The sequence below is a fragment of the Streptomyces sp. NPDC058464 genome (assembly GCF_042721035.1).
Taxonomy (GTDB): domain Bacteria; phylum Actinomycetota; class Actinomycetes; order Streptomycetales; family Streptomycetaceae; genus Streptomyces.
This window is the reverse complement of sequence record NZ_JBHXMA010000011.1, coordinates 161,644-187,241: the sequence shown is the minus strand read 5'-3', so window position 1 is coordinate 187,241 and position 25,598 is coordinate 161,644. Positions and strand designations below refer to the sequence as shown.

Sequence of the window (25,598 nt, the reverse complement as noted above, 5' to 3'; positions counted from 1 at the left end):
TGCCGTCGGCGACAGCGAACACAGCGCATAGCCGAGCTGCGCGAAGCCGCCACAAGCTCCCTTCCCGCGCGGCCGCACGCACCCGGTGATCAGGAGGTCAACGTGGCGCCGATGGACGGGTCCTTGCTGTTGCCGAGGAAGGACGTGGTGGGCAGTTGCCCGTCACGGCGACGTGGGGCGGTCGCCGAGTCGGCGGCGGCGGTGTGCAGTGCCGCCGCCGTCCAGCCGGACTGGTCCCAGGAGTTGCCGGTGTGCCGGGCCTGGCTGCCGAGCCAGTCGTCGGGGTGGTTCGCCAGGGCGAGGTTGTGCTGGAGGGCCGCGGCGGAGTGGACGAAGGCGAACCCGGCCGCGCCGTTGCGGTAGGCGGTGTCGTTGGTCAGCCGGGGTGTTCCCGAGCTGCCGGTCTCGGTGAATCCGAAGCCCGCGTTGTCCCAGGCGGCGCTGTCCGTGGCAACGTGTGCGACCTGGAGCCCCGCGTCACCGCCGAGTTTGAACCCGCTGCCCCCTCTGGAGAAGGTGGCGATGCCCCATCGGTTGACGCCGTTGCCGAAGGCCCAGCTGTGCTCGACGGTCACGGCGCCGCCGAACCCGCTGAGGTCCACGCCGTCGCCCGAGTTGTCGTAGATCCGGCATCCTCGGACCCGGTTTCCGCTGCCGGAGCCGTCGTTGAACACCAGCCCGTCGATGTATCCGCCGGTGGATCCGGTCTCGTGGTTGTCGAAGAAGTCGCTGTCGAGGATCAGGTTGTCGTGGGTCCCGGCGCCTTGGAGCACGAGCCCCGCCCCGGCGTTGCCGTGCACGCCGAGCCGGGCGAGGACGTCGTCGTGGCAGGACGCGCAGACGTACGGGTGTCCTGGAGAGCCGACGATCTCGATGCCCTGCACGGTGACGTATCCGCCGCTCTGGGTGATGAGCGTGCCGGCGGCTGGGATGCCTGACCCGTCGAGCACGGGATGCTCGTCGCGGTAGTTGCTCACCGTGATCCGGTGCCCGGCCGTACCGGAGGACGTGAGGGCGATGGTCGTCGCGGGGTGGTAGGTGCCGCCGCGGACGGCTACCGTCTGGCCCGGGCGGGCCTGGGCGACGGCCCGGGTCAGCGTGGCGAAGGGCCGGGCGAGTGTGCCGGGGTTCGTGTCGTTCCCGGTCGGGGCGACGTAGTAGTCGGCGGTGGTGACGCCGGAGTAGGAGTGGGACGCGGTCGTCGGGGTGGCGGACGGTGTCGTACCGGACGACGAGGCCCGGCCCGGCTGGTGCGGGGCTCCGGTAGCCCGGTCCGGGCCCTGTGCCGGATCGGATCGGTCTGCGTGGGGCGGTAGTTGATGGACCGTCACACCGATGACGACGGCGAGTGTCGCGGTGGTGCCGACGGCCGCGGTCGCCGACTTCGCCGAGACCCGGGCCAGCCCGTGGCGCAGGGCGTTCAGCAGCGAGGACACCAGTCCGGGTGTCACGGAGTGCTGCCCTACGAGCCCCGGGATCGCCGCCACCAGCGCGGCCGGTACGGCGAGGGCGCCGATCCGGATCGGCAGGTCGTCGATCGACCGCCAGGCGACCGCCGCCCCGCACTGCGGGCACTGGGCCACATGGCGCTCCAGCTTGGTCAGCAGCCGCCCTTCGGGCACCCCGCGGCGACCGCCCGCGAGGGAGTCGAGTCCGGTGCACCGCGGCCGGGCCCGCCACGCGGCGAGCACACCCACCGCGACTTCGAGCTTGGCCTTCATCCGCTGGATGCGGACCGCCGTGTGCGGAACGCTCAGGTGCAGCGCTTCGGCGACCTCGGCGCGGGTCAACTGCCCGGCGGTCTCCTGCCACCACAGCGCCAGCGTCCGGCGCTGCTCGTCGCTGAGCCACCGGCTGGCTTCCAGCAGGTCGCTGCCGGCCCGGGACAACGTCTGGCGGTCGACGGCGAGTTCGGCGAAATCGCCGAGGGGGTCGGGGACTTCGGCCGCGTCGGCCACCTGCGTGTGGCGGGCCAGTGCGGCCTTGTTCCGGCGTCTGTGATCGTGCATCTGCCGGATCGCGATGGCCACGATCCAGGACCGGAACCGCTCGGGTTCACGCAGTTCGGGCAGTGCCCGCATGGCGCGCAGCATGGTCTCCTGCACGACGTCGTCGACGTCCGCATGCCCGTGCAGGCCGCGCCCGACGATGTTGTAGATCAGCGGCAGATACTCGCCGAACAGGGCAGCCTTGGCGTCGGCGTCGCCGGATCGGGCCGCTTTGACCAGGCCGGTCACGGAAGGGTCGGCTCCCGGCGGACGAGTCGCCGTGTCGGTCGTGGGTCGTGCCGGAACCTCGCGCAATGCGCCCTCGCAGAGTGATCCCTCAGATGGAGGCGGTCATGATGGCACAGGCGTGCGAACGGACCAAGATCAGGCTGCGACAGCCAGGTTGGACCGTCCGCACGGAGTTCACGGAATTCGTGGTGCCGAACCTGTTATGGCCCGCCGGGGTGCGTCGTCTCCGTGGTGACAGCGGAGAAAGGAACGGCATGTACCTCAGACGTGGCAGACGGGCCCGGAGCAAGCGGGCCCAGTGGCGCATCGCGGCGGCCGGCGGGGCGGCACTCGTCGTCGTGGGCGGTGTCGCGACAGCGGCCACCGTCGTCACGGGAACCGGTGGGCAGACGGCCGAAGCGAAGGCCGGCACCTACACGGTCGCGGTCGCCAAGAGCGGGATGTGCATGGACCTGGTCGGCAGCAGCGGGTCCAGCGGTGCGCTGATCCAGCAGTGGGGCTGCGGCCAGGGGCAGGCCAACCAGCAGTGGACCCTGGTCGACCGGGGATCGGGCAGATTCGCCATCCGGTCGGCCGCCAGCGGACTCTGCCTCGATGTACCCGGCGCCGCCGGCACCGACGGGGTCCGGCTCCAGCAGTGGGGCTGCGGGACCGACCAGGCCAACCAGCTCTGGACGCTGAAGCCGGCGCGCGACAACACCTTCCAGATCGTCAACGTCAGCAGCGGTCTGTGCGTCAGCGACGCGAAGGCGAGCACCGCGGCCGGCGCCGCCGTCATCCAGGAGACCTGCACCACCAACAGCAACAAGCGCTGGACGCTCACCCAGGCCGGCACCGGCTCGGCGTCCGCGAGCCCGACCACGAGTGCGAGTGCCGCCGCGAGTTCGGCCACGGGCACGACGATCACGGTGGCCGCGGACGGTACCGGCGACGTCACCACGGTCCAGGCGGCGATCGACAAGGTCCCGGCGAACAACACCAAGCCGGTGACCATCGCCGTCAAGAAGGGCACCTACCGCGGCGTCTTCACCATCCCCAGCAACAAGCCCTATGTCACCCTGAAGGGCCTGGGCACCAGCGCCTCCGACGTCGTACTCGTCGAGAGCCACGGGGCGAGCACCAAGAAGGCGGACGGGACGACGTACGGAACCTTCGGCAGCGCGACCGCGTTCGTCGACGGGCACGACTTCTCGGCGTCGAACCTGACGATCTCCAACGACTACGCCTACGCGGCCAGCCCCAGCCAGGCGGTGGCCCTGAGCCTGTCCGCCGACCGCGCGACCCTCACCGACGTACGGCTCCTGGGCCACCAGGACACCCTTCTCGTCAACGACTCCGCGCGGGCGTACTTCCTGAAGTCCTACGTGGAAGGCACCGTCGACTTCATCTTCGGCGGCGGTATCGCGGTCTTCGACCACAGCGACATCCACCAGCTGGGCAGCGGGGGTTACCTCACCGCGGCCAGCACACCGGCAACGCGCCGCTACGGCTATCTCTTCTACAAGTCGAACATCACCGGGGCAGGTACCGCGGGCACGAGCAGCCTCGGCCGCCCGTGGCGCCAGGACGCGCAGGTGCTCTACCGGGAGTCCACCATCGGGTCGTTCGTCAACACGGCCCAGCCGTGGAGCGACATGTCCGGTGCTGTCTGGACGAAGGCCCGCTTCGACGAGTACAAGAACACCGGTGCCGGCGCGACGGTCAACACCGCCCGCCCCCAACTGACCGACGCCCAGGCGGCCGACTACACCCCGCAGAAGTACCTCGCCGGCTCGGACAACTGGAACCCGACCACCACCGCCACCACCACGACGAGCCCGGCGTCCGGCACGGTCTGCAAGCCCACCTCCTACGGCGCGAAGGCCGACGGCACGACGAAGGACACCGCGGCCCTCCAGAAGGCGGTCAACGCCTGCGCGGGCAAGGGCACGGTGGAGCTGACCGCAGGCAAGTACCTCTCGGGCGCCCTGACCCTGGCCGCCGACATGACGCTCCAACTCGACTCCGGAGCAACCCTGTTGGCCTCCCAGGACGCGGCGGACTACCCGCTGGCCGGCGGGAAGCTGTCACCGCTCCTCGGCGGTTCCGGGGTGAACAACCTCACGATCACCGGCGCGGGCGCGATCGACGGCCAGGGCACCCCGTGGTGGACCCTGATCAACCAGGAGAAAGCCGCGGGCAAGACACTCTCCTCGCGCCCCGGCCTGATCTCCCTCAGCAACGCCTCGAACGTGAAGATCACCGGGATCACGCTGAAGAACGCCCCCAACGTGAACATCACGGTCAAGAAGGTGACCACGTCCGCCATCGACGGCATCACCGTCCAGGCACCGGCGGACGCGCCCAACACCGACGGCATCGACGTGTGGTCGTCCTCGGGCGTCGCGGTGACCGACAGCACCATCGACACGGGCGACGACAACATCGCCATCAACTCCTCCACGGAGGGGCCGTCCCACGACATCTCGCTGAGCGGCTGCACGATCCTGCACGGCCACGGCCTGTCCATCGGCAGCTACACGGGCGGCGGCATCTACGACATCGACATCCACGACAACACCCTCAAGGGCACCACCGCCGGAGTCCGCATCAAGTCCGCGCGGGGCCGGGCCGGCGAGATCCGCGACGTCACATACAAGAACCTGAAGATGACCGACGTGACGACCCCGATCCAGATCACCGGGTACTACCCGTCGATCCCCGCGGACGCCGACGCCGCACAGGCGATCACCAGCACCACGCCGAACTACCACGACATCACCATCGCCGACATCACGGCGACCGGCGCCACCGCGGCCGGCCAGATCGTCGGCGTACCGGAGCGGCCGATCACCGGCCTGACCCTGACCTCGGTGTCGATCACCGCGAAGACGGGCCTGACCGTGCGCAACGCCACGGTGAGCACGACGTCCACCACCATCGAGCCGGCCTCGGGCCCGGCGTACGTCGTGCAGAGCAGGGCCACCGTCAAGTAGCGGCGACGCGCTCCCCGCCCCGCCCGTCGGGGAGCGCGCTCCTCAACGCAACAACCCCGGAAACCCGGGTCGCCGCGACGGCAACCAACGCACCCCCGGCGACCACTGGAACCCGACACACCCCACGGATCAAGGGAACGAACCACCCCATGAGATCACCCCGTACGTCCCACCGACTGCGGCACCGCTTCCTCCGCCCGGTCCCCCTCGCCCTCGCCGCCGCACTCGTGGCCGGAACCGGCGCGCTGGTACCCCTGCTGGCCAACGGCGCCGAACCGACCTGCGCGGTGGCTTACAACGTCGCCGGCCAGTGGACGGACGGCTTCCAGGGGACGGTAGGGATCACCAACAAGGGTGCGCAGCAGACCAGTTGACCCTCACCTTCGAACTCGTCGGAGGCGAGAAGATCACCCAGGGCTGGAACGGCGACTGGCAGCAGTCCGGCACGACCGTCACCGTCAAGAACACCAGCTGGAACGGCACGCTCTCCCCCGGAGGTACCGTCACCGCAGGCTTCATCGGCTCACGCACCGGAGCGACCGCAACCCCCACCAACTTCAAGCTGAACGGCAGGACTTGCTCCTCAGGGACGGACACCACCCCCAGCCCCGGCGATGATCCGAGACTTCTGGCGCCACATCAAGAACCGCTACGGCTACTGACCCCTGGGCGCCACCGCACCACCTCTGGAGCTGAGCACGTCCATCCCCGGTCGGAGCATGTCCGCCACGAAAGCGCTCGTGATCGACGACATCACCCGCCTCAAGCTCCACCGAGAAGCCGACCAGGACGTCCTCGACCTGATCCGCGAAATGATGAGCATGCCGGTCGCACTCATCCTCGTCGGCGTCGGCATCCCCGCCTCGGGCCTGCTACGCGAAAGCCGCCGCGACCCCAAGACCCAGGAATGGGTCTTGGCATCTCGCAGGGGGCGGCGCCGAGCCCGCATGCCGCGAGCCCAGTCTGCTGGTGGGCGGCAGTCCACGCCAGGCCTCCGAGGTCGAGTCGGTGACGGCCATGGGTGACGCGGGCGCTGGGATACCGGGGGTGCGGTCTGCTGCGAGAAGTCGCCGGGTAACGGCTTCAGTAGCCGACGGTGAAGCGGCGGTTGAGGTGCCGGGGGTGCTCGATCTCGTCCACGAGGGCGACGGCATAGTCCTCGTAGGAGATGCGGGCCTGGTCGTCCTCGCCGGTGACCGGGTGGTCCAGGCCGGTGCGGTAGCGGCCGGTGCGGTCGCCGGGTGCGAAGTGCACCGGCGGCGGGGAGAGGTAGGTCCAGGTGACGTCGTCGCCGAGGCCGAGGTAGGCGTCGAGGGCCTCGATCTGGCCGATGGCGTAGGGCTTGAACTCCTCCGGGAAGCCAGGGGCGTCGAAGAAGCGCACCCCGTCGGCGTCGAGGAGGCTGGCCCCGCCGCCCATGTGCAGGATGCGGGGCCCGGCCGGGGCCAGGGCACGCACGGCTGAGGCGACAGACGCCACGGCGTCGGTGTACAGGCGGGCGTCGGGTCCGCCGACGGTCAGCACCAGCGCGTCGGCGTCCTTGGCCAGGTCGGCGACCGTTCCGGGATCGGTGACATCGCCGGACACCAGCCGCACCCCGGCGGGCACGGAAGCGATCCGAGAGAGGTCCCGGGCCACCGCGGTGACCTCGTGACCACGTGCGGCGGCCTCGGCGACGACGCGGGAGCCTGCCTTTCCGGCGGCGCCGAACACCACGATCCTGCTCATCGTCGTTGCTCTCTTTCCTTGTCCGGTACGGCGGTTCAGGCGCCCTGCGCGCCGAAGAGGTACTGGTTGCCGATGTCGATCAGGAACGGGCCGCCGTGGGTCGGGTAGCGCTCCAGGATCGCCTTCTTGTACGCCTCACCGTCGTCGCCGAGCAGTTCGCGCGCGGCGGCGAGGTAGTCGCGCAGCTCGGCGTAGACGGCCGGGGTGGCGGGCAGGCCGTGCCCGGCCAGGATCGTGTCGTACGAGGTGTCGGCAGCCAGAGTGTCGAGGACCTTCTGCCAGCCGTCGATGTCGTTGTTGCCGAGGAACAGGTGGGTGGCGTGGTAGACGAGGTCCTGGGCGACCAGGACGCCATGCCCGGGCAGCCTGATCACGAGTTCGTCGGCCGCCTCGCCGCCCGTCACGGCCTCGAAGACGAACGGCACGCCGTCGATGACCTCGGTACCGGGGCTGATCTCGACGGTCGGCGTGACGTCGGTGACCGGGATGAGCGTGCCGGTCGGGTCCTGGGCATCGCCCTGGGCGACGATCTGGTCGCGCACGGCGGGCAGCGCGTGCACGGGCGCCCCGAAGCGGGCCGCGCCGTGGAAGTGGTCGGGGTGGGCGTGCGTGACGATCAGCCGGTCGATCGGCTTGCCCAGCCCCTTGGCATAGGCGACGACCTCGTCGGCATACGCCAGTGCGTACTGCGCGTCGACGGCCACGATCCGGGCCGGGGTCTCGATCAGCTGGGTGGTGACATTCAGACTGTCGTCCGGTGCCATGTAGCTGTGGACGCGGACCGTGCCCATGTCGATGACCGTCACAGTGCCGTTCATGCTGCGCTTCTTCCTGGTCAGGCGGTATCCGATCAACCGTCGTTGCGTCCACTGTCGCCGGTGCACCACCGCTGGGCGAGATACCCTGGAGACCTCTGATGGTCAAAGACGGACATGAGTGAGGTCTCCCGTGTCGGCCTCCGAAGTCGCCACCACCCATGACGGACCGATCCCCGGGTTCGGCTTCAACCCGCCCACCGCGCCGGTCGCCGGATTCGAGCTTCTCGATCTGGCCGACCTGTACGAGCGGATGGCCGACGGCGGCCTCCAGCGCGTCCACCGGGTGGACTTCCACACGGTCACCCTGATCACCGAGGGCAGCGGGGAACACACCGTCGACTTCGTCACCTACCCCTGCCGACCCGGCACACTGCTGTGGATCCGCCCGGGCCAGGTCCAGCGCTTCGGCCGCCCCGGCACCATGAACGGCACCCACCTGCTGTTCACCCCCACCTTCCCTCCCCACCTGGCCGGCACCCACCGTCTCGTGCGTGAGTGGTACGGCCCCGCCTGCCGGCAACTGGGCACCGGCCACGACTACGCCACCCTGTCCGCCCTGATGGGCAGAGTGCGCGCCGAGTTCACCCGCCCGGACGGCACCGCGTCGCAGGAGATCCTCCAACTGCTCCTCGCCACCGTGCTGTTGCACATCGACCGGCTGCCGCAGCCGGGGACGGACGGCGATCCGCACGCCGGCGGCGAGGTCTATGCCCGCTTCCGCGCCCAGCTGGAACGCTCCTACGCCACCACCCGCCGCGCCGAGGACTACGCCAGCCTCCTGGGCTACACGGTCAAGACCCTCACTCGTGCGTGCCTGGCCGCCACCGGGCAACCCGTCAAGCAGGTCATCGACGCCCGGGTCGCCCTTGAGGCCCAGCGACTGCTCGCCCACACCGACGAGCCGGTGGCGGTCATCGGCCGCCGCCTGGGCTTCTCCGAGCCCACCAACTTCGGCAAGTTCTTCACCCGCCACACCGGGACGACGCCGGGTGCCTTCCGCCGCACTCACCGCGCCGCGCAGTGAGGCCGCCGTACCAGGGGCACGCCTCAGGCCCTCCCATGGCCCTGGGTCGACGCCGTCGCTTATGACGGTGCGTCACCGGTGCACGGTGGCGCCCCCGGCTCCACGGAGCCGGGGGCGCTGTCCGGCGGGTCAGAGCGACGCGAAGCTAATGACCGCTGCGCGGGGCACCGTGGTCGTTGCGGCGTGACTCATCTTGCCGGTCTTGCTGTCCAGGGCGAACGTGGTCACGTTGTTCGAGTCCATGTTGCAGGCGAAAAGGAACTTGCCGGACGGCTCGATATTGAACTCGCGCTGCATTTTCCCCTGAGTCTCGACTTCTTCCACAAATGTCAGACGACCAGTGCCCTGATCGAATGCATAGACTGTGATTGTGTCGTCCCCGCCCCTGGAGCTGTGTGTCCGGCGCGTTGAGGCATAGACGAACCGGCCGTTCGGGTGCACGCGGACGTCCGCCGGCGAAGGACCGTCGTACTCGAAGACACTGCCGTCGTACTTGCCCGGCTTCAGAGCGTCGGCCGAGACGCCGATCGTCTGAATGTGCCGGACGTCGCCGGTCCTTTCGTTCAATTGAAAGGCGGAGATGGACGGGGCCCACTCGTTGGTGACGAAGAAGAACGGAGCCTTCGGATGTGTCGCGACGTGCCTGGGCCCCGATCCCGCCGCTACCGGGTACGCCTTTCCCGTCAGACGGCGAGAACGGGGACCGTGCGGGTAGACATAGATGTGGTCGTAACCGTTGTCCGTCGCGATGAGCCAACGTTCAGTGCTGTCGAGCGCTATGCCGTGGCACGCCGGACCGTTTTGAACCATGGAGGTCGCCCCCAGGTTCTCGGGCCGCAGCTCTTCACTCCCGGGCACCATCCCTTCGGTGAACTTGGCAACATCCAAGGGCTGGCCGATCGACCCGTCCGTTCCGAGAGGGAACAGCGCGACGGTGGCATCGTCCGTAGGCCGCTCGATGACCCACTCGCCACGCCTTTTCGCGATCAGCGTGACCCTGCTGATCGCCCCGCGGTTGCTCGCGACCAGCCTGCCGGTCGTGCTCTCGACCAGAACGGCGGACGGGTTGGACCCCATCGAGTGCACGGTCTTGACGTGCTTCAGCGTTCCGTCTGCGGAGTTGACAGCGAAAGCATAAACTCCACCGCCGTAACCGGGGATGCTGTCCTGCGCCGTCGTACGATTGGTGCCGTAAACGAAGCGCCCGTCGGACGAAGTGCAAATTCCGTCGCAATTCATGTCCGCGAATTCCGACCCCGTCTCGCCCACCTGATCCAGCGATCCGTCGGACATGTTTACGCGGAAGGCCTTCACGCCGCCCCCGGTTGGCCCACCGTTCCAATCGTTGGTTGCGAAGCCGACATAGGCGAAAAGCCTCTGGCCGTCGGCGCTTGCAGAGGAAGCGAAGGAAGGGGAACCGAGGAAGGTAGCCCCCAGGGCGATCCCCGAACCCTGAACGAAGGTACGTCGCGACAGCTTGCTCATACCGCGACCTCCATGCAGCCCCCACCAGTTGTCGCGCCCTGACGTGCGCCGTTGTCGTGCATTTCGTCCTCTCCTTGATTTTGGTTACCCGGCCTGGCGCCGGTTTCTTATGTCAGGCGGCGTGGTCCAACATGGCACCCATGGCCCATGAATTTCCCGCGCTGCCGGACGGACCCTCGACCGCCTCGAAGGTCTCGCACTCGCGGGAAAGTCCCGCTCGATGTGCGAACTACTGTCTGGCCAGAGGCACCTTGAGCCCGGCGCGCAGTTCGTCGACGGTCGTGCCGTACGTCTCCCGCACCGAGATTCCGGTGCGGCCGATGTCGAAGACCGCGAAGTCCGTGTAGACGCGGCTGACGCACCCGACTCCGGTGAGCGGGTAGGTGCACTGCGACACCAGCTTGGGCTCGCCCTGCTTCGTGAAGAGGGTCATCATCACGTATGTGTCCTTCGCCCCGACGGCGAGGTCCATCGCTCCGCCGACGGCGGGTATGGCGTTGGGCTCACCGGTGTGCCAGTTGGCGAGGTCCCCGGTCACGGAGACCTGGAAGGCGCCCATCACGCAGATGTCGAGGTGGCCTCCGCGCATCATGGCGAAGGAGTCGGCGTGGTGGAAGTACGACGCCCCTGGCAGCTCCGTCACCGGGAGCTTGCCCGCGTTGGTGAGGTCGGCGTCGATCTGGTCCCCTACGGCGGCCGGTCCCATGCCGAGCATGCCGTTCTCGGTCTGCAGGACGATGCCAAGTTCCGGCGGGAGGTGGTCGGCGACCTCGGTCGGTTTGCCGATGCCGAGGTTGACGTAGGAACCGGCTGGGATGTCGCGGGCGACCAGCTCCGCGATCTCGGCGCTCTTCAGCGGTCCGCGATCGAGGTGCTCAATGCTCTTCGGGGGGCGGGTCGTGGTCATCGTGCTCCCTGCACCGTGTAGTGCCGGGCCTCGACCTGGACGATCCGGTCGACGTAGATGCCTGGCGTGACGACCGCCTCCGCATCGAGCAAGCCGACGGATACGAGCTCACTCACCTGGGCGATGGTCGTGGTGGCAGCGGTGGCCATGACCGGCCCGAAGTTACGGGCCGTCTTGCGGTACACGAGATTGCCGACGGTGTCGGCACAATGGGCGCTGATCAGCGCGACGTCGCCTTTGACGGGGAATTCGAGGAGGTGCGTCCGGCCGTCGATATCGCGTGTCTCCTTGCCCTCGGCGAGGGGCGTACCGACTGCGGTCGGGCAGTAGAAGGCGCCGATCCCGGCTCCTGCCGCGCGCAGCCGCTCGGCCAGGGTGCCCTGCGGAACGACCTCCAACTCGACCTTGCCGGCGGCGTACAGCTCGTCGAAGACGTAGGAGTCGACCTGCCGGGGGAAGGAGCAGATCACCTTGCGGACCTGGCCGGCCTTGAGGAGCGCGGCCAGTCCGACCTCGGCGTTGCCGGCGTTGTTGGACACGATGGTGAGGTCCTTCGCGCCCTGCCGGATCAGTCCGTCGATGAGGTCGAACGGCATGCCGGCCAGGCCGAACCCGCCGACGAGCACCGTCGAGCCGTCCTCGATTCCGGCGACGGCCTCGTCGACGGTCTCCAGGATCCGGGTACGGCTCACAGCGCCATCTCCGTGTTCTCCAGGACGACGGCCAGACCCTGGCCCACCCCGATACAGATCGCGGCGACTCCCCAGCGTTCACGGCGTTCTCGCAGCACCTTGGCGAGGGTGCCGAGGACGCGGCCGCCGCTGGCGCCGAGCGGGTGGCCGATCGCGATCGCGCCGCCCTTGGTGTTGACGATCTCCGGGGCGCGCAGACCCTGCGCGAGCCACGCGTCGACACAGACCAGGGACTGCACGGCGTACGCCTCGTTGAGCTCGACGGCCCCGACCTCGTCCCAGGTGATGCCGGCCCGTTTGAGGGCGATGCCGGCCGCCTCGACGGGGGCGTAGCCGAACGCCTGAGGCTCCAGTGCGAAGGCGCCCCTGCCTGCGATCCGCGCGATCGGGTCGAGGCCGATGGTGGTGGCGGCCTGCTCGCTGCCGAGCAGTACGGCGGAGGCTCCGTCGCTGAGTGGCGAGGCGTTGCCGGCGGTGATCGTCCCGTCGGGCCGGAAGGAGGGCTTGAGGCCGGCCAGTTTCTCGATACTGGTATCCGTACGGATGCCCTCGTCCCGGGTCAGGCCGATGCCCTCGGCGCGGATGACGAGGTCGTCGTAGAACCCCTCGTCCCAGGCTTGCGCGGCCAGTTGGTGAGAACGCAGGGCGAATTCGTCCTGACGCTCACGCGGGACGCCGTACTTCTCTCGCAGTTGCTCGTTGGCCTCGCCCAGCGAGACGGTCCACTCCTTCGGCATGTTCGGGTTGACCAGCCGCCAGCCGAGCGTGGTGGACACCAGCGCCTGGTTACCCGCGGGGTAGCCGCGGCCGGGCTTGGGCAGTACCCAGGGGGCGCGGGTCATCGACTCGACGCCGCCGGTGAGCACGACGGAGGCGTCACCGGTCTCGATGACGCGCGACGCGATCATCGCGGCGTCGAGCGAGGAGCCGCAGAGCCGGTTGACGGTGGTGCCGGGTACCGAGACGGGGACCCCGGCGAGCAGCGCCGCCATCCGGCCCACGTTGCGGTTCTCCTCGCCGGCGCCGTTGGCGTTGCCCCAGACGACCTCGCCGATCCGGGACGGGTCGAGTCCGGGGGCCTTGAGGATCAGCTGCTGGATGACCAGTGCCGCGAGATCGTCGGGCCGCTCCTCCGCGAGCCCGCCGCGGAACCGTCCGAACGGCGTGCGCACGGCCGCGTAGACGAAGGCGCTCATGACGCCTCTTCGGGGGCTAGGACGATGTCGAACCTGACGCGCGCCCAGTCGCTCTCCACCACGCAGCCGTCCGGCGTCGGTGTGCCCGCGAGCCGCTGCACGAAGTCCTTGACCAGGGAGGCCTTGACGCCGAAGACGCTGTCGCGGTCGAGGAGTTCGTCGCCGCGGACGAAGATATGGGTGACCAGGCGGCGGGCGCCCGGGGCGGTCACCATGAAGTGCAGGTGCGCGGCGCGCAGCGGGGAGCGGCCGACGGCCTGGAGGAGTTGTCCGACGGGGCCGTCGTGCGGGATCGGGTACGGCGTCGGCGTGATCGCCCAGAAGCGGTAGCCGCCGTCCTCGTCGGTGAAGAGGTGGGCGCGTGCGGCGGTGCGGTCGTCGTCGTACTGCACGTCGTAGAAGCCGTCGTCGTCGGCCTCCCAGACCTCGATGCGGGCGCCGGGGACGGGCTTGCCGTCGGTGTCGCGGACGGTGCCCTCGACCCAGCAGGGCTGGCCCTTGGCGCCGAAGGAGATGTCGCCGCCGTTGTCGATGCGGGGTGAGTTCTCGACGAAGAACGGGCCGAAGACGGTGGCCTCGGTGGCGTCGCCGACCGCCTCGTTGTTGACCGTGATGGTCTGCATCGAAGCACCCAGGACGTCGGACAGGAGGATGAACTCCTGCCGTTTGTCGTCGGTGATGCGGCCGACGGCGGTGAGGAACTCGATGGCCTTGTTCCACTCGGCTTCGGTCAGTCTCACCTCGCGCACGAAGGCGTGCAGGTGCGTCACGAGCGAGCGCATGATCTCGTCGAGACGCGGGTCCTCGCACGTGTCGAACGAGCGCAGCACTCGCTGGAGGAGATCCTCCTCACGGGACCGCTGCTCGGCGGAGACCTCATGGTCGATGGTCATCGCAGTTCATTCCTTGGTGTCGGAGGCCGATGAGGAGAGCCCACCAGCGAATTCAGCGGTCAGCCGCGCGGGTAGAACGGCGGCAGGGTGGCGTCCACGTTGATCCAGGTCGCCTTGGGCTCGGTGTACTCCCGCATCGCTTCGAAGCCCATCTCCCGGCCGTACCCGGAGACTCCCATCCCGCCGAACGGCGAACCCGGGTTGACCCGCTTGTAGGAGTTCACCCACACCATTCCGGCGCGCAGTTCGCGGGCGACCCTGTGTGCCCGGGAGAGGTCCTTGGTCCACAGGCCGCCGCCGAGTCCGTAGGCGACACCGTTGGCGATCTGCAGGGCCTCTTCGTCGGATTTGAAGGTGTGGACGACCATGAAGGGGCCGAACACTTCCTCCTGGGCCACGCGCGCGTCGGGGCGCGTCTCCACGATGGTCGGCTGGACGTAGTAGCCGTCGGCGAGCGTCGCGTCGCCGGGTTTCCCGCCGCCGGCCAGGACGGTGCCGCCCTCCTGCCCCGCCACCTCCAGGTAGGAGATCACGCGGTCGAGGTGCAGCTTCGAGGTGAGCGGACCCATCTCGGTGGTCCGTTCCTTCGGGTCGCCGATCCTGATCGAGCCGGCGAGGGTGACCAGCCGGTCGAGGAACTCGTCCTTGACCGACTCGTGCACGATGAGCCGGCTCGCGGCGATGCAGGCCTGGCCCTGGTTGTGGAAGATGCCGAAGGCGGTGCCGTTGACGGCCGCCGTCAGGTCAGCGTCGGCGAAGACGACGTTGGCGCCCTTGCCGCCGAGTTCGAGGTGGACCTGCTTCAGCGTCTCTGCGGCGCCCTTGGCGATCTGCTTGCCGACGTTGGTGCTGCCGGTGAAGGAGATCTTGGCGATGTCGGGGTGGTCGACGATCCGCTGTCCCGCGGTCTGGCCGTAGCCGGGCACCATGTTGATGACTCCCGGCGGGAATCCCACTTCGGCGGCGAGTTCCGCGACGCGCAGTGCGGACAGCGGGGTGATCTCCGACGGCTTCATCACGACGCAGTTGCCGGCGGCGAGCGCCGGTGCCAGCTTCCAGCCGACGAACATGACCGGGAAGTTCCAGGGGACGATCTGTCCGATGACCCCCAGCGGTTCGGGGACCACGTAGTCGAGGAAGCCCGCTTCGACGGGGACGACCGTGCCCTGGAACTTGTCGGCCATGCCGCCGAAGTAGCGGAAGGTCGCCGCCGTCCGCTGCACGTCGAGGCCGAAGGTGTCACGCAGCGGATGACCGGTGTCGCGGGTCTCCAGCAGTGCGAGGTTCTCGGCATCGGCCTCGATCGCGTCCGCGAGCTTCAGCAGCAACCGGCCCCTGTCGGCCGCCGGCAGGTGGCTCCAGCCGTGGAACGCCTTCCTGGCGGCGGCCACGGCGCGGTCCACATCCTCCTGCTTGGCCTCGGCGACCGATGCGAGGACCGATCCGTCGTGCGGGTCGATCGTGTCGAAGGTGGCTCCGTCGGCGGCGTCAACGAAGTCGCCGCCGATGAACAGTCTGGTCTGCATGGTGATTCTCGAAGCCCCTTCGTCGTAGGCGTCGTAGGCGTCCGGTGTGGAGGAGGCGGCCGCTGAGAGGCCTGCTGGATCAGAAGTCGACCGGGTAGGTCGGTGCCTGTCCCGAGGCGATGGCCTCCGGGATCTTGGAGGAGTTGTTCTCCCAGACCAGCAGCATCGACCGCTTCGGCGAGTAGCCCTGGTGGCGGATGTCGGCGGGCATCGCGGAGACGTCGCCGGCCTTCATGACCACGCGGGAGCGCACGGCGCCGGTGTCGCGGTCCTCGACCTCCCAGGTGATCTGGTCCGAGAGCTGGACGAACCACTCGACCCGGTCGTTGCCGTGGATGATCGGGAGGATGTACTCCTCGGTGGTCGGGCAGGCCAGGGAGTCCTTGCAGACGCTGACCACCGACGGGTTCCACGTCACGTCGGAGCGGGACAGGTAGGCGAACAGGCTGAACGCGGCGACCTGGTCCTCGAAGCCGGGCTCGGCCTCGACGACCGGCTCGGACTGGTCGACGTCGGCGAACATCCGGTTGACCGGGTAGCCCGACTCGTCGGTGCGGGGCTGCTGGTCGCCCGGCACCCCCACCATGCGCTCGGCCGTGACCCGCTGCCGGGTGACGGCGGCCTCGTTGTCGCCGTTCTTGACGCCGAACGCCGAGCCGGTCTCGTGCGGCGACGCGAAGGGATCGAACGACTGGTTCGTCCAGTCCGAGAGTATGGCGGTGAACGTCTCACGGATGACCGGCGTCTCGATGTTCTCGCTGTAGTCGAGTTCGGCCTTGCGGTAGGAGTCGTTGTAGCGGCCGGCGAAGATGTCGACACGGCCGTAGTGGTTCACGGTGCCGAAGACGCCGTCGAAGTTGACGATGCCGTAGAAGAAGTCCCACGCCACGTCGCGCTGCAGCGCGCGCAGGAACGCGTCGGCGCTCATGATGTGGCTGCCGGTCGGCCAGGTGATGTAGACGAAGAACTCGTCCCGGCGGAACGAGAACTCACCGAGCTTGAACTCGTGGTAGCCGTCGGCGTTCACGCCCGCGGAGCGGTCGACGTCGATCTGAACAGTCATCGCTGTGCCCTTTCGCTGGGGTCGCTGAAGTCGGTGGGGACGGTCAGACGGTCTGGCAGATGTCGGCCCAGCGGTACTGGGTGAGCGCGCCGCCGATGGTCTGCATCAGCAGCACGCCGGGGTCGCCGTCCTTGACGAAGCGGTACGCCGCGCCCTTCGGCAGCAGCGCCTGGTGGCCGCGCTTGAGGTGGATGCGGCCCATCTTGGGGCCGACCGGCTCGCCCTCGACGAGCATCGCGCCCTCGACGTCGTCGGACGCGACCGGAGCCTCGAGCTTGACCAGCTCCACGAGGACCTCGCCGCCGGCGTCGTCCATGCAGATGGCGAACTCGTCGTGGGAGGCCGTGTACCAGGGTGAGGTCCCCTCGGCGCGGACGGTTTCGAGGACGTACTCCCAGTTCTTGGCGACCGCGACGCGGTCCCAGGCCGCCGTCTTCGAGGCGACCTCGTAGATGTTGGAGAACGCGTAGTGGCGCGCGTCATCGGCGACGAGCTCGACGCCGCCCTTCTCGTACGCCGACAGCGACGCGAACTTCGTCGGGTAGCTGGCGTGCTGGACCGCACCTCCGGGGGCGGGCCTGGTTGTGGTCATCTCGTCTGCTCCTCACGTTGTTCGTGCTCCGTGGACCGGCGTGCGGCGGACCGCAATTCCCGCGCTCCGACTGCGAGTTTCAAGGAGCGATCGGGCCCGCGACAGCGTCTGCGCCGTATGTGGCGGATATCCGAAGTCGGGACTAACCGGGCTCTGAGCCGGCGTAGAAGACGGTCGGCGGCGGCGCGGTCCGGGCCGTCGACGGCGGGGCGTCGAGCAGTTCCGGGGTGGCCCCGACGACCAGGGCACGGATCTGCGCGAGGACGTCGGCGACATCCCGCTCCAGCGGCACGTCGAGTACCAGGTCGTCGGCCCCGGCACGGGCCAGCGCGAGCACCTGTTCCTGGGCCTGCTCGAAGGTTCCGAAGATCCCGACGAGCCGGGGGTGCCGGTCGCCGGCGAAGCGCGGTTCGAGGTCGGCGCGGGCGACCGCCTCGTTCATGGTCCGGCCGATCGAGATCGGGACGGCGACCTGTACCGGCCGGGGGGCGTCCTCGGCGTCAAGTCGCGCCCGTGCCGCCGTCACCGACGCGGGGTCGTTGACCCGTACGACACCGGCCGTCTCGCCGGGCGCGTCGATCACGACGAGGGCCGGGGCGGCGGCCTGGACGAGCCACTCCAGCAGCTCCGACGACGGCACCTCGGCCAGGTGCACGGTGGCGAATCCAAGTCGGCCGGCCATGGTGGCGATACTGGTCGCGGTGGCAGCGGGCAGGCCGGGCGGCAGCGTGATCCCCACGCTGAGCAGTTGTCGGGTCACGGGTCCTCCTCGTGGTGTGGGTGGTTCACAGGATCTGGGCGACCGCGGCCGTCAGCTGCCGGATCGTCGAGACCTCGAACGCGCCGGTGCAGCGAGCCGCGTACTCCGTGGCACGGGAATCGAGGGTGTCCCACTCGGCGCGGGGCTCTGGGTTGAGCCAGTAGAGCCGCCGAGCGCGGTGGCGCAGCTCGGCGATGACGGCGGTGGCGGGTTCACGGTCGTGCGAGCGGGCGTCACCGGCGACGATCACGGTGGTCTTCGCGGTGACCGCGGAGCCCGAGGTGGCCAGGAACGTGGTCAGCGCGCGGGCGTAGTCGCTGCGGCCGTCCTTCGCCACGAGGCCTCGCTTGGCCAGCAGGTGGTGCGGGTCGATCACACCGGGGCTCGCCTCAAGCAACTCGGTGATCTCGACGACGCCGTCGATGAACACGAAGGAACGGACCCGGCGGAACTCCTCGTGCAGGGCATGCAGCAGCGTGAGGGTGAACGGCGCGAACTGGGCGGTGGAGCCCGACACGTCGCACAGCAGCACCAGGTCCGGCTTGGTCGGCCGTCGGCGCCGGAGTACCGGGGCGGCCGGTACGCCGCCGTAGCCCATCGACGCGCGGATGGTGCGGCGCATGTCGACCCCCGAACCGCCGCGGCGGCGCAGCGCGCCGAGCTTCGCGGCGAGGTGGCGGGCGAGCGGCCGCATCACCATTCGCATGGCGGCCAGTTCGTCAGCGCCGGCGCGCAGCAGCGGCCGGTCCTGAAGGTCCTCCAGCTGCTGGGCCGCGACGCCGTCGCCCTCGCGCAGCCGCCCGGACAGCATGTCGGTGAGCCGTCGGCTCATCTGCTCCATCGCGGCCCGGGCCTCGGCGGCGCCGACACCCCGGTCGAACCCGGTGCCGTCACGGTCCGACTCGAGGTAACGCCGGTAGAGGTCAGGCACGTTCATGCGACGCAGCACACGTTGGGCGTGGTGCCCCGCCGACCGGCCGTCGTCGTGGTCGCCGCCGAACCGGTCGATCGCCTCGTCGAGAGCGTGGCCGATGCCGTCGGGGTCGTCCTCCCGCAGCGCCCGCACGACGGAGTCGAGCAGCTGCTCCTCCTCGTCATCGGCGCTGCCCAACGCGGCCGACGGCGCGGCGGGCGGGTCGTCGGAGCGCGGGCGGTACGGCGGGAGAACCGCCTCGAACGCCCGCCGGAACAGCACGTCGTGCGAGACGTCCTTGACCAGGGTCGCGCGGAGCGCGGAGCGCACCTTCGGGCGCGAGGTCAGGTCGGTGACTGCCAAGGCCGACACCGCGTCGAGTACTTCGCTGGTCGACACCGGTACGCCGCCGGCCCGCAATCGGCTCACCAGGGCGATCACCAGCAGCGGCCCCACGTCGCTCAGGCGCGGTTCGTCGTCGCCCTGCACGGGCGTCTCCACCGTTGTCACTGGGACGTCCTCAGGCCGGGCGGGCGGCGAGGTGGAGCCGCTCACGGACCGTGACCTTGTCCTGGTCGTTCTTGAGTACGACGCCGAGGGTCTGCTGCGCCACGGCGTCGCCGAGTTCGTGGTGGCCCAGGACGGAAATCGCCCGCGCCCAGTCGATGGTCTCCGCGACGCTGGGCGGCTTGCGGAGGTCGAGCGCCCGCATCGCGCGCACCGCTTTCACGATCTGCCCCACGAGATCCTCGGCGACCTCCGGCACCCGGCTGCGTACGATGGCTCGCTCGCGGTTGGCGTCCGGGTACTCCACCTGAGCGTGCAGGCAGCGGCGGCGCAGCGCCTCGGACAAGTCGCGGGTGGCGTTGGAGGTGAGGACGACGAACGGCCGCTGGACGGCGGTGATCGTGCCCAGTTCCGGGATGCTCACCTGGTAGTCGCTGAGCAGCTCAAGGAGCAGCCCCTCGACCTCGACGTCGGCCTTGTCGGTCTCGTCGATCAGCAGCACCAGCGGACCCGTGTGCCGGATCGCCGCGAGCAGCGGCCGCTCCAGGAGGAACTCCTCGCTGAATATGTCGTCATGCAGTGCGTCCCAGGCCTGGCCCTGGTCATCGGCCGCCTGGGCCGACTGGATGCGCAGAAGCTGCTTGCGGTAGTTCCACTCGTACAGCGCCCGCGCCTCGTCCAGCCCCTCGTAGCACTGCAACCGCACCAGCGCGGCACCCGTGCCGGCGGCGACCGCCTTGGCCAGTTCGGTCTTGCCGGTGCCTGCCGGGCCTTCGAGCAGCAGTGGCTTGCCCAGGGCGTCGCCGAGGAAGACGACCGTCGCCAGCTCCTCGTCCACGAGATAACCGGTGCTCGCCAAGGAGTCGCGCGCGTGCTCGACGGAGGAGAAGAAGGCCATGGGGTGTCTCTCTTTCGGGACGTGTCGGTCCGGGTGCTCAGTGGTCGGCGGGCGCCGGCACGATGCCGGAGGCCGTTTGAGACCGGGTGTCGTCGATGACCCGCCCGTTCGTCGTGAGGGTGGTGCCGACCCGCTGACGTTCGAGGTCACGGACCATGGAGCTCTTGCCTCCGAACGCCGACGCCGGAGCTCAGCAGCACGTCTTCGCACTCGAAGATGTGGCCCTCACCGGCCGCCTGCCCGGACGAGGTCTGGGTCATCAGGGCGCCTCCCCGCCCAGGCCGCGTACAGGAGCGCGGCGATGTCGACGGCCGTGACCGGCTCCGGGTTCGAGGGCGGGACGACGGCGGTGATTTCCTCGACTGCGGCTGGGATGTCGCTCCACTGCATGCCGTAGTCGCGCAGCGCGCGGGGGGCACCGAGCGTCTGGCGCAGGTGTTGCAGGCCTTCGAGCGCCGTCGCTGTCCCGAACGCGTTGGCCAGCCGGGCTTCGGCCTGGGGAGCGCTGGGCGCGTTGAGGGCGAGCACGTACGGCAGCACCGTGGCATGCGTCTGGGCATGCGGGAGGTTGTACTTACCACCGAGGACGTGGCAGATCTTGTGGTGGAGGCCGGACCCGGCCGAGGCGAACGCCGTGGCGGCGAGGTAGGCGCCGTAGAGCGCGTTCTCGATCCCGGCGAGGTCACCCGGATCCCGCGCCACCCTGGGCAGACCCTCATTGAGGGCCCGCGCGCCCTCGGTCGCGTAGACGGCGTTGATCGGGTCGGCCCTCGGCGCCCACAAGGAGTCCACGCAGTGGGCGAGCGCGTTGAGTCCGCTCGAGACGGACATCGCGGCGGACAGCGTGCGCAGGAGCGTCGCGTCGTACACGATCGCGCGCGGCAGCACCCTGGGGTCGACGCCGGTCGTCTTCCGGCCGGCTTCCGTCAGCCCCCAGACGGCGGTGGCCTCGCTGCCGGCGTACGTCGTCGGTACGGCCACGGTCGGCAGGCCGGTCGTCAACGCCACGGCTTTGGCCAGGCCGGTGGCCGACCCGCCCCCTACGGAGACGACCGCGTCGGCCTGATGGGCGAGGGCTGCGGCGCGGGCCCGCTCGGCGACCTCGACGGGCACGTGCATGACGACTTCGTCGAACCGCAGGGCCGTCGGCAACCCGGAGGCGATCTGGTCGACCGCTTCCCCGGCGTGCGCCGCGATCACCATCACCCGCTGGGCGCCGAGCAACTCGACCTCGGCCTTGACGCCACCGGCGGCGTCGCCGGTGGCGAACCGCACGCGCTGGGGCAACAACTCATGGACGAAGTGCATACGGCGAGTCTCACAATCGTGCAGGGCCTCACCAAGGCCACGGGTGGTTGATGGCAGAAATGCGAACTCGTCGTGCGACGGCCGTCACCCGCTTGCCAAGCCGGGCGACGGGATCGACAGGTAAACCTCGGACCGAGCACATGGCCGACCAGAGGCGAACTGGTCGGCGGAGCCGACGGTGATCAAGCCGGCCACGATGCCGACTCTGGCGAACGGTCCGGAGGAGCGATCGCGGGGGTCCGCCGAGCGAAGGCCGCGACCGGATCGCCTGAGTGGATGTCATTGGCCACCAGGTCCCTGCGCGTGCCCCGGACCTTGCCCCTGCCCCGATTCGGCAGAGGACGCGTCCGGAGAGGACACGGTCGGGAGTTGGGCAGCGAGTCGGCTGAGCAGCTGCTCGGTGCGCGCATCGCCGTCCCAGATGCCTTGAGTGCGGGAGGTGGCGAGTCGTGCGCGCAGACCTCGCACCATGTCGGCGGCCTCGTCGAGACCGTCCGCGTCGATCCGGTCGCTGATGTCGGACAGCCGGTGCCGCACCTCCGCGGCCAACCCCGGTTCGGTGGGCGCGGCCGGGCCCTCCAGCCGGTCGGTGATCTCGTCGACCAGCTCCGACAGCCCCGTCGCCGTCGTGGTCGGTGTCGCTTGTGCGGAGGCCGCAGCGGAGGCAGATGCCGTGGCTGACGAATGGGTCGTGTCGGACCGGGATGAGGCGGTGCCGTCCATGATGACGGCGAGTCCGCCCGCGGAGGCGGCCAGCGTGAGCGCGCCGACCGCGGCCAGGCTCCACCGTCCGCGTTCTCTCCAGCGCAGGTACACGTGGCGCAATCGCTGCACGAAGGCCTTCGGAGGCGGGCCCAGAGGCCGGGTGCCCGGTGGCGGCCGGGTGTCCGACAGGGCCCCTGTGACAGCCAACGGCTCGGTGGGACTCGTCCGTTGGCTGGCACAGCGCGCCAGGAGTGCGGCGGTGTGCTCGGCGTCGGCCGGGCGATCGGCAGGGTCCTTGGCCAGGAGGGCGTGCACGACCTCCGCAAGCTGCGGGTCGGTCTCGGGGTTGACGTCCGTGATGGGTTCGGGTGGCTGGTAGCAGTGCTGGAACAGGGTCCGGGCGACGTTGTCGGCCCGGAAGGGAGGGTGCCCGGCCAACGCCTCATAGAGCACACAGCCGAGTGCATACAGGTCGCTTGCCGGAGTGGCCGGGCGTCCCAAGGCCCGCTCAGGCGCGATGTAGGGGACCGTCCCTATCAGGGCGCTGGTGCTGGTCAGAGCGGTGGCCGTGTCATCGGCCAGGACGGCTATGCCGAAGTCGGCGACCTTGACCGTGCCGCTGTCTGCGGCCAGCAGCAGGTTGGCGGGCTTGACGTCGCGGTGGATCACCCCGGCGGCATGGGCGGCGGCCAACGCGTGGGCGGTCCTGGCCCCGATGCCCGCGACCCGCTCCGCCGGCAGCGGCCCGTGCTCGCGCAACAGCTCGTCGAGGCTCCGGCCCTCCACCAGTTCCATGACCATGAACAGCCGGCCGTCGGACTCCTGCCCGACATCGAAGACCGCCACGATGCCCGGGTGGGACAACCGGGCGGCCGCCCGCGCCTCCCGGATGAATCGCTCAGCCGCGGTGGCGTCCGCGGCCGGAGCTGCCAGGACCTTCACCGCCACGCGGCGGCCCAGGGTCTCGTCTTGTGCTTCCCAGACCTGCCCCATGCCGCCAGTGCCCAAGAGCCGTCCCAGGACGTAGCGTTCTTCCAGCAGATCGAGTCGCACCCCTCGCACCCTTCATCGCCGTGGACATGCAGCTGCCGGCATCCGCATTCCTCGCACGCCCCGGGCAAGTCGACGGCCGCCGCGGCGTTCGGTCGGTCGGTCCAACGGCTTTCATCGCGAACCACCACCGCGAACCCCGGCACCCGGGCATCGGGCCGCCCCCGCAGGCACCACTGCCGCCGAGGAGTTCAGTGACCAGCGGGTCCACCCTTGCCGGGGCAAACGCCCGCCACTCCGCACCTTTGGTCCACCGGCTCGACATCTGCCGAGGGTGGGTGCCGACGGGCGCCGCCCGACCGTCGTCAGGACGCGCTGACGATGCCGGTGAGCCTGTCCAGCTCGGTCTCCCGGCTCTTGGTGACGCGCTGCGTCCACTCGTCGCTGTGCATGGTGTCAGCGGTCAGCACCACGCGCACGCCGTCGTCGGTCGGCCGAAGCTCGACCACGGTGACGAAGTCGTACGGCTCGACCGCGGGGTCGTGCACGAAGGTGGACGACGCGGAGTAGGCGAGCCGAGTGGTCGGCACGACCTCGGTGTATGTCTTGCGGGACTCGATGACCAGTGGCAGGTTGTTCGCCTTCGCGAACTCCAGTTCCTTCGGGTCGGTCACGGTCATCGTGTAGCGGAGCTCACCGCCCACACGCAGATCGAGCTCCTGCACCTCAAGGGTGAAGCCGTCCATCGCCCACCACTGCGCGAGGCCCTCGCCGGTGGTCAGCAGCTCCCAGATGCGTTCGGCGGACGTGGGGTAGGTGCGCTCCAGACGGATCTTTTCCGCGGATGCCGACATGGCGTTCTCTCCAGTGTTAGTCGTATCGGGTGACGTCGCACACCACACGTCGCCGCGGTGGCGTGGGATGACGTCGGTGTCTAGGAGTGAGTGCGCGAAACACCGAAGGCGTCGCCGGGGGCTGCCGTTCAGGACCTCGGCCCCCGGCGACGCCTGGCCACTCACCGGGGCAGGCTGCCTCCTGCCGTAAGTGGTGCTCAGATCGCCGCCAGCTCGGGGATGTTGAAGCGAGCCGCCAGGTAGGCGCCCTCGGAGAGCGGCGTCTTGGTGTAGACGTTGGTGCGCGCCATCGACATGTCGCGGTAGTAGCGCTGGATGCGCGAGCCGTTGCGCGCGCCCTCGCTGCTTCCGGAGGTGCTGAAGAGGAGCTCGACCGCCTCCCAGAGCAGGTCGAAGGTCACCTCGTGGGTGATCAGGTCGAGCTTGGCGATCTCGGTCGACCAAGCGCCGCTCTCGCCCTCGGCGATGGCGTCCTGGCAGGCCGACTGGTAGCGCTCGGCCCCGCTCAGCAGGGTGGCGTGCGCGGCCTCGATCTTGGCGATCGCCTTGCAGTACGCCTTCTGGTACTCGGGTGCCATGACCCGGGGCTGCGGCTTGGGGCCGAACGTCTTCTTGTTGATCAGCAGGTCCTCGTACTCGTCCTGCGCGGCCAGGGCCGCACCCGTGAGGACCGCGGCGAGTTCCATGCCGCCGTATCCGCGGGGGATGCAGGCGAGGGTGGGGTTGCCGTGCAGGACGTAGCCGGGCGAGGTGGCACCCTTCGGCAGTTCGTTCATGCCGGCGCCGAAGATCATCGAGTGGTCGGGGACGAAGCCGTCGACGATGCGGATGCTGTTCGATCCGCTGCCCCTCATGCCCAGGACGCTGTCGGCCCAGCCGGGCAGCAGCTCCCACTGGTCCCGCGCGATGACGAACTGGCCCACCGGGTGCGGCGCGTCGTCGGCGAGGAGGCGCGCGCCGAGGATGGCGTGGGTCGAGTAGGGGGCGCCGGAGCAGTAGTTCCACTTGCCGTTGACTTTCCAGCCGCCGGGGACCCGCTCGGCCGTGCCTTCCGGCATCGGACGGTACGGCGCGGCGAAGTGCCCGTCCTCACCGAAGGCGGCGATCTGGGCCTCCTCACCGAAGAAGCCGGAGATGTGCATCTGGTGTCCGGCCGCCAGCGTGAGACACCAGCCGGTGCCCGGGCAGCCCCGCGCGATCTCGATCATCACACGGAGGAAGTCCTTGACGCCGAGCTCGAAGCCGCCCCAGCGCTTAGGCTGCATGATCCGGTAGAAACCGGCCTGCTTGAAGAGCTCGTGCATCTCCGGGGAGTACGTACCCCGTTCCTCCACGGCGGCCTGCTCCTCACGGAGCCGCGGGCGGAGCTCGATGGCACGGGCTATCAGGTCCTCCACCGTGACATCGGTCTCGGGCGGCTTGATGAAGGTGTCGGGGGTAGTGGTCACGGGATGTTCCCTTCGTCCTGAGGGGTGGTGCGGGTGGGGGTTTCTTGCGGGCGCGGCGGCCGACGGTGACCGCCCTGGA

Annotated in this window: 22 protein-coding genes and 1 pseudogene; 5 read left to right on the top strand and 18 right to left on the bottom strand. The window is 69.6% G+C overall.

What is annotated here, in order from left to right; translation table 11 throughout:
- Positions 1 to 89 precede the first annotated feature (89 nt).
- Positions 90 to 2,237, bottom strand: coding sequence for a sigma-70 family RNA polymerase sigma factor (locus ACFWPQ_RS17470; RefSeq protein WP_384034784.1), 2,148 nt, complete (start codon positions 2,235 to 2,237; stop codon positions 90 to 92).
- Between the two features lie 254 nt (positions 2,238 to 2,491).
- Here ACFWPQ_RS17470 and ACFWPQ_RS17465 point away from each other — a divergent pair, with 254 nt between their 5' ends.
- The 4 genes and pseudogenes from ACFWPQ_RS17465 (at position 2,492) to ACFWPQ_RS17450 (ending at position 6,237) form a co-directional block, all read left to right on the top strand.
- A complete protein-coding gene (locus ACFWPQ_RS17465; RefSeq protein ID WP_384034780.1) occupies positions 2,492 to 5,212 on the top strand; it encodes a pectinesterase family protein in 2,721 nt (906 codons plus the stop codon).
- Positions 5,213 to 5,361: 149 nt separating this feature from the next.
- Positions 5,362 to 5,586, top strand: a complete 225-nt coding sequence (locus ACFWPQ_RS17460) for a hypothetical protein (protein ID WP_384034777.1) — start codon at positions 5,362 to 5,364, stop codon at positions 5,584 to 5,586.
- Positions 5,523 to 5,732: pseudogene (locus ACFWPQ_RS17455) on the top strand (cellulose binding domain-containing protein); the annotation flags it as partial. The gene ACFWPQ_RS17460 and the pseudogene ACFWPQ_RS17455, both read left to right, overlap by 64 nt.
- Positions 5,733 to 5,952: 220 nt before the next feature.
- A complete protein-coding gene (locus ACFWPQ_RS17450; RefSeq protein ID WP_384034961.1) occupies positions 5,953 to 6,237 on the top strand; it encodes a hypothetical protein in 285 nt (94 codons plus the stop codon).
- A 58-nt stretch (positions 6,238 to 6,295) separates the two neighbouring features.
- On the opposite strand, the gene ACFWPQ_RS17445 is transcribed toward ACFWPQ_RS17450, so the two are convergent.
- Entirely contained in the window at positions 6,296 to 6,940 is a 645-nt protein-coding gene (locus ACFWPQ_RS17445; protein WP_384034774.1) for an NAD(P)-dependent oxidoreductase, read from the bottom strand.
- Positions 6,941 to 6,975: 35 nt separating this feature from the next.
- The gene (locus ACFWPQ_RS17440) at positions 6,976 to 7,758 is read right to left on the bottom strand and encodes an MBL fold metallo-hydrolase (protein WP_384034772.1); all 783 of its coding nucleotides are present in this window, start codon (positions 7,756 to 7,758) and stop codon (positions 6,976 to 6,978) included.
- 130 nt (positions 7,759 to 7,888) lie between these two features.
- On the opposite strand from ACFWPQ_RS17440, the gene ACFWPQ_RS17435 reads away from it, so the two are divergent.
- A complete protein-coding gene (locus tag ACFWPQ_RS17435) occupies positions 7,889 to 8,782 on the top strand; it encodes an AraC family transcriptional regulator (RefSeq protein WP_384034768.1) in 894 nt (297 codons plus the stop codon).
- A 129-nt stretch (positions 8,783 to 8,911) separates the two neighbouring features.
- On the opposite strand, the gene ACFWPQ_RS17430 is transcribed toward ACFWPQ_RS17435, so the two are convergent.
- The 15 genes from ACFWPQ_RS17430 to ACFWPQ_RS17360 all read right to left on the bottom strand — a co-directional run bounded on the left by ACFWPQ_RS17430 (position 8,912) and on the right by ACFWPQ_RS17360 (position 25,519).
- Positions 8,912 to 10,267 carry a lactonase family protein gene (locus ACFWPQ_RS17430; protein WP_384034765.1) on the bottom strand — a complete coding sequence of 452 codons (1,356 nt, stop codon included), beginning with the start codon at positions 10,265 to 10,267 and terminating at the stop codon, positions 8,912 to 8,914.
- A gap of 229 nt (positions 10,268 to 10,496) precedes the next feature.
- On the bottom strand, positions 10,497 to 11,174 hold the full coding sequence (locus ACFWPQ_RS17425; protein WP_384034762.1) for a 3-oxoacid CoA-transferase subunit B: 678 nt from the start codon (positions 11,172 to 11,174) through the stop codon (positions 10,497 to 10,499).
- On the bottom strand, positions 11,171 to 11,866 hold the full coding sequence (locus ACFWPQ_RS17420; protein WP_384034759.1) for a 3-oxoacid CoA-transferase subunit A: 696 nt from the start codon (positions 11,864 to 11,866) through the stop codon (positions 11,171 to 11,173). The genes ACFWPQ_RS17425 and ACFWPQ_RS17420 overlap by 4 nt, the downstream gene beginning before the upstream one ends.
- Entirely contained in the window at positions 11,863 to 13,062 is a 1,200-nt protein-coding gene (locus tag ACFWPQ_RS17415) for a thiolase family protein (protein ID WP_384034757.1), read from the bottom strand. The genes ACFWPQ_RS17420 and ACFWPQ_RS17415 overlap by 4 nt, the downstream gene beginning before the upstream one ends.
- Entirely contained in the window at positions 13,059 to 13,955 is an 897-nt protein-coding gene (locus ACFWPQ_RS17410) for an intradiol ring-cleavage dioxygenase (RefSeq protein ID WP_384034754.1), read from the bottom strand. The genes ACFWPQ_RS17415 and ACFWPQ_RS17410 overlap by 4 nt, the downstream gene beginning before the upstream one ends.
- 59 nt (positions 13,956 to 14,014) lie before the next feature.
- Entirely contained in the window at positions 14,015 to 15,481 is a 1,467-nt protein-coding gene (locus ACFWPQ_RS17405; protein ID WP_384034751.1) for an aldehyde dehydrogenase family protein, read from the bottom strand.
- Positions 15,482 to 15,560: 79 nt separating this feature from the next.
- Entirely contained in the window at positions 15,561 to 16,544 is a 984-nt protein-coding gene (locus tag ACFWPQ_RS17400; RefSeq protein WP_384034748.1) for a hypothetical protein, read from the bottom strand.
- 43 nt (positions 16,545 to 16,587) lie between these two features.
- Positions 16,588 to 17,136: a hypothetical protein gene (locus ACFWPQ_RS17395; protein WP_384034745.1), complete on the bottom strand. Its 549-nt coding sequence runs from the start codon at positions 17,134 to 17,136 to the stop codon at positions 16,588 to 16,590.
- Positions 17,137 to 17,278: 142 nt separating this feature from the next.
- Positions 17,279 to 17,896, bottom strand: a complete 618-nt coding sequence (locus ACFWPQ_RS17390) for a hypothetical protein (RefSeq protein WP_384034742.1) — start codon at positions 17,894 to 17,896, stop codon at positions 17,279 to 17,281.
- A gap of 25 nt (positions 17,897 to 17,921) precedes the next feature.
- A complete protein-coding gene (locus ACFWPQ_RS17385; protein ID WP_384034739.1) occupies positions 17,922 to 19,319 on the bottom strand; it encodes a VWA domain-containing protein in 1,398 nt (465 codons plus the stop codon).
- A 10-nt stretch (positions 19,320 to 19,329) separates the two neighbouring features.
- Positions 19,330 to 20,214: an AAA family ATPase gene (locus tag ACFWPQ_RS17380; protein WP_384034736.1), complete on the bottom strand. Its 885-nt coding sequence runs from the start codon at positions 20,212 to 20,214 to the stop codon at positions 19,330 to 19,332.
- Positions 20,215 to 20,439: 225 nt separating this feature from the next.
- Entirely contained in the window at positions 20,440 to 21,522 is a 1,083-nt protein-coding gene (locus ACFWPQ_RS17375) for a maleylacetate reductase (protein WP_384034733.1), read from the bottom strand.
- Positions 21,523 to 21,801: 279 nt separating this feature from the next.
- On the bottom strand, positions 21,802 to 23,280 hold the full coding sequence (locus tag ACFWPQ_RS17370) for a serine/threonine-protein kinase (protein ID WP_384034730.1): 1,479 nt from the start codon (positions 23,278 to 23,280) through the stop codon (positions 21,802 to 21,804).
- Between the two features lie 302 nt (positions 23,281 to 23,582).
- Complete coding sequence (locus tag ACFWPQ_RS17365) at positions 23,583 to 24,071, bottom strand: SRPBCC domain-containing protein (protein WP_384034728.1); 489 nt, start codon at positions 24,069 to 24,071, stop codon at positions 23,583 to 23,585.
- A 197-nt stretch (positions 24,072 to 24,268) separates the two neighbouring features.
- Positions 24,269 to 25,519 carry an acyl-CoA dehydrogenase family protein gene (locus tag ACFWPQ_RS17360; protein WP_384034725.1) on the bottom strand — a complete coding sequence of 417 codons (1,251 nt, stop codon included), beginning with the start codon at positions 25,517 to 25,519 and terminating at the stop codon, positions 24,269 to 24,271.
- Positions 25,520 to 25,598 lie beyond the last annotated feature (79 nt).

Excerpts from the sequence above, each read along its gene's own strand:
- ACFWPQ_RS17465 (WP_384034780.1), top strand. The coding sequence starts at position 2,492 with ATGTACCTCAGACGTGGCAGACGGGCCCGGAGCAAGCGGGCCCAGTGG.
- ACFWPQ_RS17460 (WP_384034777.1), top strand. The coding sequence starts at position 5,362 with ATGAGATCACCCCGTACGTCCCACCGACTGCGGCACCGCTTCCTCCGC.
- ACFWPQ_RS17445 (WP_384034774.1), bottom strand. The coding sequence starts at position 6,940 with ATGAGCAGGATCGTGGTGTTCGGCGCCGCCGGAAAGGCAGGCTCCCGC.
- ACFWPQ_RS17440 (WP_384034772.1), bottom strand. The coding sequence starts at position 7,758 with ATGAACGGCACTGTGACGGTCATCGACATGGGCACGGTCCGCGTCCAC.
- ACFWPQ_RS17430 (WP_384034765.1), bottom strand. The coding sequence starts at position 10,267 with ATGAGCAAGCTGTCGCGACGTACCTTCGTTCAGGGTTCGGGGATCGCC.
- ACFWPQ_RS17425 (WP_384034762.1), bottom strand. The coding sequence starts at position 11,174 with ATGACCACGACCCGCCCCCCGAAGAGCATTGAGCACCTCGATCGCGGA.
- ACFWPQ_RS17415 (WP_384034757.1), bottom strand. The coding sequence starts at position 13,062 with ATGAGCGCCTTCGTCTACGCGGCCGTGCGCACGCCGTTCGGACGGTTC.
- ACFWPQ_RS17410 (WP_384034754.1), bottom strand. The coding sequence starts at position 13,955 with ATGACCATCGACCATGAGGTCTCCGCCGAGCAGCGGTCCCGTGAGGAG.
- ACFWPQ_RS17405 (WP_384034751.1), bottom strand. The coding sequence starts at position 15,481 with ATGCAGACCAGACTGTTCATCGGCGGCGACTTCGTTGACGCCGCCGAC.
- ACFWPQ_RS17400 (WP_384034748.1), bottom strand. The coding sequence starts at position 16,544 with ATGACTGTTCAGATCGACGTCGACCGCTCCGCGGGCGTGAACGCCGAC.
- ACFWPQ_RS17395 (WP_384034745.1), bottom strand. The coding sequence starts at position 17,136 with ATGACCACAACCAGGCCCGCCCCCGGAGGTGCGGTCCAGCACGCCAGC.
- ACFWPQ_RS17380 (WP_384034736.1), bottom strand. The coding sequence starts at position 20,214 with ATGGCCTTCTTCTCCTCCGTCGAGCACGCGCGCGACTCCTTGGCGAGC.
- ACFWPQ_RS17375 (WP_384034733.1), bottom strand. The coding sequence starts at position 21,522 with ATGCACTTCGTCCATGAGTTGTTGCCCCAGCGCGTGCGGTTCGCCACC.
- ACFWPQ_RS17365 (WP_384034728.1), bottom strand. The coding sequence starts at position 24,071 with ATGTCGGCATCCGCGGAAAAGATCCGTCTGGAGCGCACCTACCCCACG.